General features: G+C 39.7%; 9 protein-coding genes. 7 read left to right on the top strand and 2 right to left on the bottom strand.

The features are described from left to right. Positions 1 to 99: 99 nt before the first annotated feature. From rplK to tehA, 5 genes are all read left to right on the top strand, one after another. The gene (rplK, locus tag DQN24_RS01430; RefSeq protein ID WP_005630840.1) at positions 100 to 528 is read left to right on the top strand and encodes a 50S ribosomal protein L11; all 429 of its coding nucleotides are present in this window, start codon (positions 100 to 102) and stop codon (positions 526 to 528) included. Positions 529 to 532: 4 nt separating this feature from the next. Next, positions 533 to 1,222, top strand: a complete 690-nt coding sequence (gene rplA, locus DQN24_RS01425; RefSeq protein ID WP_005649467.1) for a 50S ribosomal protein L1 — start codon at positions 533 to 535, stop codon at positions 1,220 to 1,222. Between the two features lie 383 nt (positions 1,223 to 1,605). Continuing rightward, positions 1,606 to 5,637 carry a DNA-directed RNA polymerase subunit beta gene (gene rpoB, locus DQN24_RS01415; protein ID WP_111695286.1) on the top strand — a complete coding sequence of 1,344 codons (4,032 nt, stop codon included), beginning with the start codon at positions 1,606 to 1,608 and terminating at the stop codon, positions 5,635 to 5,637. A gap of 207 nt (positions 5,638 to 5,844) precedes the next feature. Next, a complete protein-coding gene (rpoC, locus tag DQN24_RS01405; protein ID WP_111695285.1) occupies positions 5,845 to 10,095 on the top strand; it encodes a DNA-directed RNA polymerase subunit beta' in 4,251 nt (1,416 codons plus the stop codon). Between the two features lie 193 nt (positions 10,096 to 10,288). Further along, the gene (tehA, locus tag DQN24_RS01400; protein ID WP_172453969.1) at positions 10,289 to 11,233 is read left to right on the top strand and encodes a dicarboxylate transporter/tellurite-resistance protein TehA; all 945 of its coding nucleotides are present in this window, start codon (positions 10,289 to 10,291) and stop codon (positions 11,231 to 11,233) included. A gap of 48 nt (positions 11,234 to 11,281) precedes the next feature. Here tehA and tsaA read toward each other — a convergent pair whose 3' ends face one another. Beyond that, positions 11,282 to 12,001, bottom strand: coding sequence for a tRNA (N6-threonylcarbamoyladenosine(37)-N6)-methyltransferase TrmO (tsaA, locus tag DQN24_RS01395; protein ID WP_111695283.1), 720 nt, complete (start codon positions 11,999 to 12,001; stop codon positions 11,282 to 11,284). A gap of 61 nt (positions 12,002 to 12,062) precedes the next feature. Between tsaA and menA the strand changes: the two genes are divergently transcribed. Next, positions 12,063 to 12,974 carry a 1,4-dihydroxy-2-naphthoate octaprenyltransferase gene (gene menA, locus DQN24_RS01390; protein WP_111695282.1) on the top strand — a complete coding sequence of 304 codons (912 nt, stop codon included), beginning with the start codon at positions 12,063 to 12,065 and terminating at the stop codon, positions 12,972 to 12,974. Between the two features lie 51 nt (positions 12,975 to 13,025). Continuing rightward, a complete protein-coding gene (rraA, locus tag DQN24_RS01385) occupies positions 13,026 to 13,514 on the top strand; it encodes a ribonuclease E activity regulator RraA (protein ID WP_111695281.1) in 489 nt (162 codons plus the stop codon). A gap of 131 nt (positions 13,515 to 13,645) precedes the next feature. Here the strand turns inward: rraA and DQN24_RS01380 are convergent, their stop codons facing one another. Further along, positions 13,646 to 14,197, bottom strand: coding sequence for a TIGR00645 family protein (locus tag DQN24_RS01380; protein ID WP_050837863.1), 552 nt, complete (start codon positions 14,195 to 14,197; stop codon positions 13,646 to 13,648). Positions 14,198 to 14,207: the final 10 nt, after the last annotated feature.

Here is a 14,207-nt window from a genome sequence, read left to right as displayed (position 1 = left end):
CCGTTCGCGGCTCATATTTTTGTGTGGTGCAATATGTTGCACTGAAAATTATCGGGGAGCTATTTAATAGCGTTATTACCCAATTAGAGGAAAACTAAAATGGCAAAAAAAGTCCAAGCCTACGTTAAGTTGCAAGTTGCAGCTGGTATGGCAAACCCATCACCACCAGTTGGTCCTGCATTAGGTCAACAAGGTGTGAACATCATGGAATTCTGTAAAGCATTCAACGCTCGTACTGAGAGCTTAGAAAAAGGTTTACCAATTCCAGTTGTTATCACTGTATATGCAGACCGTTCATTCACTTTCGTCACTAAAACTCCACCAGCAGCAGTATTATTGAAAAAAGCTGCTGGTATCAAATCTGGTTCTGGTAAACCGAACAAAGATAAAGTGGGTAAAGTAACTTTAGATCAAGTTCGTCAAATTGCTGAAACTAAAGCAGCAGATATGACTGGCGCGACTATCGAAACTAAAATGAAATCAATCGCTGGTACTGCTCGTTCAATGGGCTTAGTGGTGGAGGAATAATACGATGGCTAAATTGACTAAAAAAATGAAAGCAATCAAAGCTGGCGTAGATTCTACTAAAGCATACGAAATTAACGAAGCGATTGCGGTATTAAAACAATTCGCAACGGCTAAATTCGTAGAAAGCGTTGATGTTGCAGTAAACTTAGGTATCGATCCTCGTAAATCTGACCAAAACGTGCGTGGTGCAACTGTGTTACCACACGGTACTGGTCGCGAAGTACGCGTAGCTGTGTTCACTCAAGGTGCTAACGCAGATGCAGCTAAAGAAGCTGGTGCTGATTTAGTCGGTATGGAAGATTTAGCAGAGCAAATCAAAAAAGGCGAAATGAACTTTGATGTTGTTATCGCTTCTCCTGATGCAATGCGTGTTGTTGGTCAATTAGGTCAAGTATTAGGCCCACGTGGTTTAATGCCAAACCCTAAAGTTGGTACTGTAACTCCAAACGTTGCTGAAGCAGTTAAAAATGCTAAATCTGGTCAGATCCGTTATCGTAATGATAAAAACGGTATCATCCACACCACTATCGGTAAAGCAAACTTCTCTGAAGTTCAATTAAAAGAAAACCTTCAAGCATTATTGGCTGCTTTAAACAAAGCAAAACCAACTACTGCAAAAGGTATCTTCATCAAGAAAGTAAGCATCTCTACCACTATGGGGGCAGGTGTTGCTGTTGATCAAGCTTCTTTATAATTTAAAGAATTGATAGATTTTAAACCGCACTTTTTGAAAGTGCGGTTTTTTTATTTCATAAAATTTCTCCATACGTTTTAAACTTGACGAGAAAGTCGCATTCATTTAAAATTTACCGCCTTAAAATTAGCAAAGATTTAGATTGATTTTTAATCAATTTTGACCTTTTATTGTTTAATTTAACCGTGTTTTTGATAGAAAGCACATCCATACAATGACAAATTCACCGTTATTTGTCGTTGTTTTGCTCAAGTTGTCGTTCTATGTAATTTGAGTTGTCACCCCACTACAGAAGTAAGGTTCAGAGTGCGGTCATTTTAACGGTCATTCACGTCACAGTTAGTTTGTGGCTAGGTCACTGAACAGTTAGCAGAGGAAAACCAATGGGTTACTCCTATTCTGAAAAAAAACGAATTCGTAAAGATTTCGGTAAACGTCCGCAAGTTTTAAATGTTCCTTATTTATTAACCATTCAGTTGGATTCTTTTGATAAATTTATTCAAAAAGATCCTGAAGGTCAGCAAGGTTTAGAAGCGGCATTCCGTTCTGTATTCCCTATTGTAAGCAATAATGGCTACACAGAATTACAATATGTAGATTATCGTTTAGAAGAACCTGAATTTGATGTACGTGAGTGCCAAATTCGTGGATCAACTTATGCAGCAGGCTTACGTGTAAAATTACGTTTAGTGAGCTACGATAAAGAATCTTCTTCACGCGCAGTTAAAGATATTAAAGAAAATGAAGTTTATATGGGGGAAATCCCATTAATGACGGATAACGGTACTTTCGTAATTAATGGTACCGAGCGTGTTATCGTTTCACAATTACACCGTAGTCCAGGCGTATTCTTCGATTCTGACAAAGGTAAGACCCATTCTTCAGGTAAAGTGCTTTATAACGCACGTATTATTCCTTACCGTGGTTCTTGGTTAGATTTTGAATTTGATCCAAAAGATAACTTATTTGCACGTATTGACCGTCGCCGTAAATTACCGGCAACAATCATTCTTCGTGCATTAGGTTACACCACTGAAGAAATCTTAAATCTATTCTTTGATAAAATTACCTTTGAGATCGCTAGCGATAAATTATTAATGACTTTAGTGCCAGAACGTTTACGTGGTGAAACAGCTTCTTTTGATATTGAAGCAAATGGCAAAGTTTATGTTGAACGTGGTCGTCGTATTACCGCACGTCATATCAAAGCATTAGAAAAAGATAATATCTCACAAGTGGTTGTGCCTTCTGAATATATTTTAGGTAAAGTTGCATCTAAAGATTATGTTGATTTAGAGTCTGGCGAAATTATTTGTCCTGCAAATGGCGAAATTTCGTTAGAAACCCTCGCAAAATTAGCACAAGCTGGTTACACCACGATCGAAACTCTATTTACTAACGATTTAGATTATGGCCCATATATTTCTGAAACGCTACGTGTCGATCCTACTTATGATAAAACCAGTGCGCTTTACGAAATTTATCGTATGATGCGTCCGGGCGAGCCGCCAACACCAGAATCTTCAGAAGCGTTATTCAATAATTTATTCTTCTCTGCAGAACGTTATGATTTATCTGCAGTAGGTCGTATGAAATTTAACCGTTCTTTAGCTTTTCCAGAAGGGGAAGGTGCAGGTATTTTAAGCAATAAAGATATTATTGCGGTAATGCGTAAATTGATTGACATCCGTAATGGTCGTGGCGAAGTAGACGATATTGACCATTTGGGTAACCGTCGTATCCGTAGCGTGGGCGAAATGGCTGAAAACCAATTCCGTATCGGTTTAGTGCGTGTTGAAAGAGCGGTCAAAGAACGTCTATCTTTAGGCGATTTAGATGCAATCACGCCACAAGACTTAATTAACCCGAAACCGATTTCTGCGGCAGTAAAAGAATTCTTTGGTTCTTCACAGCTTTCGCAATTTATGGATCAAAACAACCCATTGTCAGAAGTGACACACAAACGTCGTATTTCTGCATTAGGTCCGGGTGGTTTAACGCGTGAGCGCGCAGGCTTTGAAGTGCGTGACGTACATAATACTCACTATGGTCGTTTATGTCCGATTGAAACCCCTGAAGGTCCAAACATCGGTTTGATCAACTCACTTTCTGCGTTTGCACGTACTAATGATTATGGTTTCTTAGAAACACCATATCGTAAAGTGGTTGATGGTCAAGTTACTGAAGAAATTGAATATTTATCTGCAATTGATGAAGCAAACTATATCATCGCACAGGCAAACTCAAACTTAGACGAAAATAACCGCTTTACAGATGCATTTGTTACTGCTCGTGGCGAACGTGGCGAATCTGGTTTATATAAACCTGAAGATATTCACTATATGGACGTTTCGACACAACAAGTAGTATCTGTTGCGGCTGCATTAATTCCATTCCTTGAGCATGACGATGCGAACCGTGCGTTGATGGGGGCGAACATGCAACGTCAAGCAGTTCCAACATTACGTGCGGACAAACCATTAGTTGGTACAGGTATGGAAAAACCAATTGCACTTGACTCAGGTGTTGCGGTTGTTGCAAAACGTGGTGGTACAGTTCAGTACGTCGATGCGTCTCGTATCGTGATTAAAGTAAATGAAGACGAAACCATTGCAGGCGAAGCAGGTATTGATATTTATAACTTAATCAAATATACCCGCTCTAACCAAAATACTTGTATTAACCAAATTCCTTGTGTGAATTTAGGCGATCCAATTAATCGTGGCGAAGTATTAGCAGATGGCCCTTCAACGGATTTAGGGGAACTTGCATTAGGTCAAAACATTCGTGTGGCGTTTATGCCTTGGAATGGTTATAACTTTGAAGACTCAATGTTAGTTTCTGAACGTGTTGTTCAACAAGACCGTTTTACTACAATTCACATTCAAGAGTTATCTTGTGTTGCCCGTGATACTAAATTAGGTTCAGAAGAAATTACGGCAGATATTCCAAACGTAGGGGAGTCTGCATTAAGTAAACTTGATGAATCTGGTATCGTTTATGTCGGTGCTGAGGTTAAAGGTGGCGACATCTTAGTAGGTAAAGTAACCCCTAAAGGCGAAACGCAATTAACCCCAGAAGAAAAACTTTTACGTGCAATCTTTGGGGAAAAAGCTTCTGATGTGAAAGATTCTTCATTACGCGTGCCAAATGGTACATCAGGTACGGTTATTGATGTTCAAGTCTTCACTCGTGATGGCGTAGAAAAAGATAAACGTGCATTAGAAATCGAAGAAATGCAACTTCGTGAAGCGAAAAAAGATTTAACTGAAGAGTTAGAGATTTTAGAAGCTGGTTTATTTGCTCGTGTGCGTAATCTTCTTATTTCTAGTGGTGCTGATGCAGTGCAATTAGATAAAGTAGAGCGTACTAAATGGTTAGAACAAACCATTGCAGATGAAGAAAAACAAAATCAATTAGAACAGCTTGCTGAGCAATACGAAGAACTTCGTAAAGAGTTTGAACATAAACTTGAAGTGAAACGTAAGAAAATCATTAAAGGCGATGATCTTGCACCGGGCGTATTAAAAGTGGTTAAAGTTTACCTTGCAGTGAAACGTCAAATCCAACCAGGCGATAAAATGGCGGGTCGTCACGGTAACAAAGGTGTTATCTCAAAAATTAACCCAGTTGAAGATATGCCATACGATGAAAATGGTCAGCCAGTTGAAATCGTATTAAACCCACTGGGCGTACCGTCTCGTATGAACATCGGTCAGATCCTTGAAACTCACTTAGGTTTAGCAGCAAAAGGTATTGGTGATCAAATCAATGCAATGCTTAAACAAAAACAAGAAGTGGAAAAATTACGTAGCTATATCCAAAAAGCATACGATTTATTAGGTAATGGTTCACAAAAAGTGGATTTAAGCACCTTTACTGATGAAGAAGTATTGCGTTTAGCGGGAAATTTACGTAAGGGCTTACCAGTTGCAACGCCGGTGTTCGATGGTGCAGACGAAGCGGAAATCAAAGAGCTATTAAAACTTGGTGGATTACCAACTTCAGGTCAAATTACCCTTTACGATGGTCGTACTGGCGAGAAATTTGAACGTCCAGTAACCGTGGGTTATATGTACATGCTCAAATTGAACCACTTAGTTGATGATAAAATGCACGCTCGTTCAACAGGTTCTTATAGCCTTGTTACACAACAGCCATTGGGTGGTAAAGCGCAATTTGGTGGTCAGCGTTTCGGTGAGATGGAGGTATGGGCTCTTGAAGCATATGGTGCAGCCTACACCTTACAAGAAATGCTAACTGTGAAATCCGATGATGTGAATGGTCGTACGAAGATGTATAAAAATATCGTAAGTGGCAACCAACATATGGATCCAGGCACACCAGAATCTTTCAACGTAATTATGAAAGAAATCCGCTCACTTGGTTTAAATATCGAGTTAGATGAAGAGTAATTTCATTCTTGCCTTCCCCTGCTTGCGGGGGAAGGTGTCCGAAGGGCGGAAGGGGGCAATTCCCCCCTCAGCCTGCGGCAGCTCCCCCCGTAAACAGGGGGAGCGAAGAGAAAGAATGACGAAACAATAAATCGCCGAAGTGCGGTCAAAATTCTCCGAGATTTTTTAACCGCACTTTAAACCTTTAACTCCGACAGGAGAACATTTGTGAAAGACTTAGTTAAGTTTTTAAAAGCACAGTCAAAAACCAGTGAAGATTTTGATGTGATTAAAATTGGGTTAGCTTCCCCTGATATGATCCGTTCTTGGTCATTTGGTGAAGTGAAAAAACCTGAAACCATTAACTACCGTACGTTCAAACCTGAACGTGATGGGCTTTTCTGTGCGCGTATCTTCGGGCCTGTAAAAGATTACGAATGTTTATGTGGTAAATATAAACGTTTAAAACACCGTGGTGTGATTTGTGAAAAATGTGGTGTTGAAGTTACCCAAACTAAAGTTCGTCGTGAACGTATGGGTCACATTGAACTTGCATCGCCAGTTGCGCATATTTGGTTCTTAAAATCGTTACCATCTCGTATCGGTTTACTTTTAGATATGCCATTGCGTGATATCGAACGTGTACTTTACTTTGAAATGTACATCGTGACCGAACCAGGTATGACGGATTTAGAGCGCGGTCAATTATTAACTGAAGAACAATATCTTGACGCTGAAGATCGTTGGCAAGATGAATTTGAAGCGAAAATGGGTGCTGAAGCCATCCAAGATCTATTAAAAGGTATGGATCTTGAAGCTGAATGTGAAAAATTACGTGAAGAATTACAAGAAACTAACTCTGAAACTAAACGTAAAAAAATCACTAAACGCTTGAAATTATTAGAAGCATTTGTTCAATCTGGTAATAAGCCAGAATGGATGGTTATGACGGTATTGCCAGTTCTTCCACCAGATTTACGTCCATTAGTACCACTTGATGGTGGTCGTTTTGCGACTTCAGATCTGAACGATTTATATCGTCGTGTGATCAACCGTAACAACCGTTTAAAACGTTTATTAGATTTAATTGCGCCAGATATTATTGTGCGTAACGAAAAACGTATGTTACAAGAATCTGTTGATGCCTTATTAGATAATGGTCGTCGTGGTCGTGCAATTACGGGCTCTAACCGTCGTCCATTAAAATCATTAGCGGATATGATCAAAGGTAAACAAGGTCGTTTCCGTCAAAACTTATTAGGTAAACGTGTTGATTATTCTGGTCGTTCAGTAATCACTGTTGGCCCATACTTGCACTTACACCAATGTGGTTTGCCGAAGAAAATGGCCTTGGAATTATTCCGTCCGTTTATCTACGCTAAATTAGAAAGCCGTGGTTATGCAACGACAATCAAAGCGGCGAAGAAAATGGTTGAGCGTGAAGATGCGATCGTTTGGGATATTCTTGCAGAAGTTATTCGTGAACACCCAATTCTATTGAACCGTGCGCCAACACTTCACCGTTTGGGTATCCAAGCCTTTGAACCAATCTTAATCGAAGGTAAAGCGATTCAATTACACCCACTTGTTTGTGCAGCGTTTAACGCGGACTTCGATGGTGACCAAATGGCGGTACATGTTCCATTAACCCTTGAAGCGCAATTAGAAGCTCGTGCGTTGATGATGTCCACTAACAACGTGCTTTCACCAGCAAACGGTGATCCAATTATCGTTCCATCACAAGACGTGGTATTAGGTCTTTATTATATGACCCGCGAAAAAGTGAACGGTAAAGGCGAAGGTATGTTATTGCAAGATCCTCGCGAAGCTGAAAAAGCATATCGTACTGGTGAAGCAGAATTACATTCTCGCGTTAAAGTACGTATTACTGAATATGTGAAAAATGAAGCTGGCGAATTTGATGCGAAAACCACGCTGACTGATACAACTATCGGTCGTGCGATTTTATGGATGATTGCACCAAAAGGTATGCCTTATTCATTGTTTAACCAAACATTAGGTAAAAAAGCTATTTCTAAACTGATTAACGAAGCATATCGTCGTTTAGGTTTAAAAGAAGCGGTAATGTTTGCTGACCAAATTATGTATACCGGTTTTGCGTATGCGGCACGTTCTGGTTCATCAGTTGGTATTGATGATATGGAAATTCCAGCGAAGAAATATGAAATTATTTCTGCGGCGGAAGAAGAAGTGGCAGAGATCCAAGAACAATTCCAATCAGGTCTTGTGACTGCAGGCGAACGCTATAATAAAGTAATCGATATTTGGGCTGCGGCGAATGAGCGCGTAGCGAAAGCGATGATGGAAAACTTATCTCAAGAAGAAGTCATCAATTGCGAAGGTAATCCTGAAAAACAAGCATCCTTTAACAGTATCTTTATGATGGCGGATTCTGGTGCGCGTGGTTCTGCAGCGCAGATTCGTCAGTTAGCTGGTATGCGTGGTTTGATGGCACGTCCAGATGGCTCGATCATCGAAACCCCAATTACAGCGAACTTCCGTGAAGGTTTGAACGTATTACAGTACTTTATTTCAACCCACGGTGCGCGTAAAGGTTTGGCGGATACCGCATTAAAAACAGCGAACTCTGGTTACTTAACTCGTCGTTTAGTTGATGTAGCACAAGATTTAGTGATTGTAGAAGATGACTGTGGTACGCACGAAGGCTTAGTAATGACTCCATTAATCGAAGGTGGAGATGAAAAAGTGCCACTTCGTGAATTAGTATTAGGTCGTGTTGCTGCAGAAGATATTTTAAAACCAGGTACAGAAGAAGTATTAATTCCTCGTAACACGTTATTAGATGAAAAACTCTGTGATGTGTTGGATGCAAACTCTGTGGACAGCGTAAAAGTACGTTCTGTTGTAACTTGTAATACTAACTTTGGCGTGTGTGCGAAATGTTACGGTCGTGATCTTGCTCGTGGTCATTTAATTAACCAAGGCGAAGCGGTGGGCGTTATTGCCGCTCAATCTATCGGTGAGCCGGGTACACAGCTAACAATGCGTACGTTCCATATTGGTGGTGCGGCATCTGCGGCAGCGAAAGAATCTAGTGTGCAAATTAAAAACACTGGTACGGTGCATTTAATGAATGCAAAATTCGTCACTAACGATGAAGGAAAACTAGTATTAACTTCTCGTAACACGGAATTAACTATTACCGATGCATTTGGTCGTACTAAAGAACACTATAAAGTGCCTTACGGTGCGGTGTTAAGTAAAGGTGACGGTCAAGCTGTAACAGCTGGCGAAACTATCGCAAATTGGGATCCACACACAATGCCAGTTGTCTCTGAAGTATCTGGTTTTGTGAAATTTGTAGACATTATTGATGGATTAACTGTGACTCGTCAAACTGATGAATTAACAGGTTTATCATCAATCGTCGTTCAAGATGTAGGGGAACGTGCAACTGCGGGTAAAGATTTACGTCCAACTATTAAATTGGTTGATGCAAATGGCAACGATATTTTCTTACCTGAAACTGATGTTCTTGCACAGTACTTCTTACCGGGTAAATCAATCGTAAGTTTAGATGATGGCGCAGCAGTGAAAGTAGGGGAACCATTAGCACGTATTCCACAAGAATCTGTGGGTACTAAAGATATTACTGGTGGTCTACCACGCGTTGCGGATTTATTTGAAGCACGTAAACCAAAAGAACCCGCTATCTTGGCTGAAATTTCTGGTATCGTGTCTTTCGGTAAAGAAACCAAAGGTAAACGCCGTTTATTAATTACTCCTGCGGAAGGCGAAACTTACGAAGAAATGATTCCAAAATGGCGTCAGCTCAACGTATTTGAAGGCGAAATGGTACAACGTGGCGATGTAATTTCTGATGGTGCTGAAACACCACACGACATTTTACGTTTACGTGGCGTGCGTGCAGTAACTGAATACATCGTGAACGAAGTGCAAGATGTTTACCGCTTACAAGGGGTAAAAATCAACGATAAACATATCGAAGTTATCGTTCGTCAAATGTTACGTAAAGCGGTAATTACTAAATCTTACGACTCAGAATTCCTTGAGGGAGAACAAGTCGAAGTGGCTCGCGTGAAAATTGTTAATCGCCAACGTGAAGCAGAAGGTAAACCACCAGTTGAATTTGAACGTGAATTATTGGGTATCACCAAAGCGTCTCTTGCGACTGAATCCTTCATCTCTGCCGCATCGTTCCAAGAAACTACTCGTGTTCTTACCGAAGCAGCAGTGGCAGGTAAACGTGATGAATTACGTGGCTTGAAAGAGAACGTAATAGTAGGTCGATTAATTCCTGCGGGTACAGGTTTTGCGTATCATCAAAATCGTCACAAACATCGCTTAGTTGATGATGTCGTAGCGAAATTATCTGAAGAAGATGAAGCTGCTATCGCTGATGAATTTGTTATGACTGCAGATGATGCAAGTGCGAACTTAGCTGAAATGCTTAACATGGCAGATGATGCGGAATAATTAATTCCCTGTATGAGAAAACCCGAATGAAAGTTCGGGTTTTTTATTTTTATGAAAATGGGTAGAGGTTTTATGCCAGAACAACAAGTATGTTTCTTCATAGAAATTCACAAAAATTTGAGACTTTTAGAAAAGTCTGTTGTTGATAGTTATGTTACACTTTGCTCATATTTTTCAAAATAAGGATCATACTATGAATATAACAAAGCCTTTTCCTCTTCCAACAGGATATTTCGGTATTCCTCTTGGTTTGGCAGCCTTATCTTTAGCTTGGTTTCATTTAGAAAACTTATTTCCTGCTGCGCGAATGGTAAGTGATGTTCTTGGCATTGTAGCAAGTGCGGTCTGGATTTTATTTATTTTAATGTATGCGTATAAACTTCGTTATTACTTTGAGGAAGTTCGTGCAGAGTATCATAGCCCAGTTCGTTTTTCCTTTATTGCATTGATTCCTATTACAACTATGTTGGTAGGCGATATTCTTTATCGTTGGAATCCTTTAATTGCTGAAGTTTTAATTTGGATTGGAACGATTGGTCAATTACTTTTCTCAATATTACGTGTCAGTGAATTATGGCAAGGTGGTGTATTTGAGCAAAAATCTACTCATCCTCCGTTTTATTTGCCTGCGGTAGCTGCAAATTTCACCAGTGCAAGTTCACTAGCATTACTTGGCTATCATGATTTAGGCCATTTATTCTTTGGCGCAGGAATGATTGCTTGGATTATTTTTGAACCTGTATTATTACAACATTTACGTATTTCATCTCTTGAGCCACAATTTAGAGCCACAATGGGGATTGTTTTAGCACCTGCGTTTGTGTGTGTATCTGCTTATTTATCGATCAATCACGGCGAAGTAGATACTTTAGCTAAAATTCTTTGGGGATATGGGTTTTTGCAATTATTTTTCTTATTGCGATTATTCCCTTGGATTGTAGAAAAAGGGCTTAATGTTGGTTTATGGGGATTTTCATTCGGATTGGCGTCTATGGCAAATAGCGCGACTGTTTTTTATCACAGCGATGTTTTACAAGGCGTGTCTATTTTTGTCTTTGTTTTCTCAAATGTAATGATTGGCTTATTAGTTTTAATGACAATCTATAAATTAGCTAAAGGGCAGTTTTTCTTAAAATAGGGCATTTAAATTGACTAAGGTAGGGGTTCCCTGCCTTATCTATTCCATCTATTTGTCTTTTTCTATTTCAATTACTTCTACGCAATCAAGCGTACCCGCTTTAATTCGCCATTTCACATTAAATTCGTACAAACTCGTTCCATAAATACGATCACTCGGTTTACCTTGTTGATAGGCTGGGCGCGGATCTTGCTCTAGCACTTGGCGAATGAAACGACTTAAGTGCGGTCGTTTTTCTTCTCGTTTTTTTACCGCACTTTTGGCTTGTTCGGTAAATTCAACTGTCAGTTTTGCTGGTGGTTTTTCTTGGGCAAAGCTCGATTGCGCATTTGGCTCACTATCCGCATAGGCAATATAGGGTTTGATATCGAAAATCGGCGTGCCATCCACTAAATCCACCGCACCTAAATGGAGAAATACGTTACCGTTGATGCATTCTACTTGACGTAATTCGACTTTGGATAAACCGAGAGGATTTGGGCGATGAGTTGCGCGTGAAGCAAACACGCCAACGCGTTGATTACCGCCTAACCGCGGAGGGCGTACGGTGGGTTGCCATTTTCCTTGTTGGATTTGGTCGAACTGAAAAATTAACCAAAGGTGACTGAATTGTTCCAATCCTCTCACAGCTTCAGGCGAATTATAAGGCGGTAAGAGTTCTATAATGCCGACTCCGTCTTCAACTAAATTGGGTTGGCGTGGTACGGAGAATTTTTCTTTATAAGGCGTGTGGATAATGGCGATGGGCGATAAGGTTAAATCATTCATAAATTGGGTGTCTTAGTGTAGAATACGCGGTCTATTGTAATCAAAAGTGCGGTCAAAAAAAATGACAAATGAAAAATTGAAAATGTGGTGGGAAACGGCTCGACCAAAAACTTTGCCCTTAGCGTTGGCATCGATTTTCACTGGTTCGGCATTAGGTTATTGGGCGAATCCACAAGGTTTTAATGGGCTTGTAATGGTGCTTTGTTTACTCACGACAATTTTATTACAGGTACTTTCTAATTTTGCCAATGATTATGGGGATCATCAAAAAGGTTCAGATACTGAAGAGCGTATTGGGCCATTACGTGGCATTCAAAAAGGAGCCATTTCAGCAAAAGAACTGAAATGGGGATTAATTCTAATGGTGGTGGCAAGTTTTCTTTCAGGAAGTTTCTTGATTGGAATCGCTTATCAAAGCCTCTCCGATTTATTCGCTTTCGCTGGGCTTGGCATTTTAGCTATTGTTGCTGCCATTACTTATACGGTTGGCGCAAAACCTTATGGCTATATGGGATTGGGCGATATTTCTGTATTGGTATTTTTTGGTTTGCTTGGCGTTGGCGGCACTTATTATTTGCAAACTCACAGTATTGATAGCCACATTATTTTGCCTGCTATGGGTTCTGGTTTATTGGCAAGTGCGGTATTAAATATCAATAATTTACGCGATATTGAACAGGATGCGAAAGCTGGCAAAAATACCTTAGCTGTTCGTTTAGGTGCGTATAAAGGGCGTGTTCATCATTGTATTTTATTAAGTGTGGCTGCTCTATGTTATTTAGCATTTGCGGTGGCAACAGCCATTTCTTGGACAAATTATTTATTTGTATTGGCAATGCCATTGTTAGCTAAACATGCGATCTTTGTTTATCGCAGTCAGCAGCCAAGTGAATTGCGTCCAATGTTGGCTCAAATGTCTATGATTTCGTTATTAATCAATATCTTGTTTAGTTTAGGCTTGCTTATCGGCTAAATCGGCATATACTAAAGCAAACAAAATTTCAACAATCTATAGGGGAAAGTTATGTTTATTGATACTTCAGAACTTTGCGATCTTTATGCAGAACAAGTGGATGTCGTGGAGCCAATTTTTTCAAGTTTTGGTGGCGTAAGTCATTTTTACGGTAAAGTCACTACGGTAAAATGCTTTGAAAGTAATGGATTAATTGCTGAAGTATTAGAAGAAAACGGCGAAGGTCGAGTGCTTGTCGTTGATGGCGGTGGTGCGGTACGCCGTGGTTTGATTGATGCGGAATTGGCTCAGCTTGCTGTTGATAATGGTTGGGAGGGCATTATTGTATATGGTGCAGTACGCCAAATTCAGCAATTAGAAAACCTCGATATTGGTATTCATGCCCTTGCGCCAATTCCAGTTAGTGTAGATGAAAGCAGTATTGGAGAAAGTGATATCCCTGTGAATTTTGGTGGCGTAACCTTTTTCCCAGAAGATTATATTTACGCAGATCTGACAGGAATTATACTTTCGCAAGAGCCTCTAGATTTAGAAGATTAATTTCTATTTGATTAGCATCTTATTTAAGCTTTCCCATTCTAGACTGCGTATCATACTAAAAAATTAAATTATAACTATATGATATATAAAACCCCGTTCAATTTGAACGGGGTTAAAAGTGCGGTAAATTTTTAATGCGTTTTATGGCTCGTGCTATACAAAATTTTGTCCGTATAAGCCAAAGCAATTGCCGACACTAAAAAGCCCAAGTGCAACAATAACTGCCACATCATCGTTTTTTCAGGCATATTGCTTGCATTCACAAAGGTTTGCAGCATATGGATAGATGAAATGCCGATAATAGACATAGAAAGTTTAACTTTCAACACGGTGGCATTTACGTGGCTCATCCATTCAGGTTGATCAGGATGATTACGCGTACGCAATTTAGAGACAAAGATTTCATAACCGCCAATGGTTACCATCACAAGCAAGTTAGCGATCATTACAACATCAATTAAATTCAACACACCTAACATAATTGTATTGGAATCCATCTCATTGACATTAATCACTAACTCCCATAAGCCTTTGATAAATTTATAAGAGTAGATTGCAAGGGTTACAATCAAGCCCAAATAAATCGGCACTTGCAACCAGCGACTAGCAAAAATTATTTTCGCGATAATATTCGATTGTTCGTTATATTTCGCATAAGGATCAACAGGTTTGTTTTCTTCCATAAGATTTTAT

The sequence above is a fragment of the Haemophilus influenzae genome (assembly GCF_900475755.1).
Taxonomy (GTDB): domain Bacteria; phylum Pseudomonadota; class Gammaproteobacteria; order Enterobacterales; family Pasteurellaceae; genus Haemophilus; species Haemophilus influenzae_D.
The sequence above is the reverse complement of the archived record's forward strand: the minus strand, read 5'-3'. Positions and strand labels throughout refer to the sequence as shown.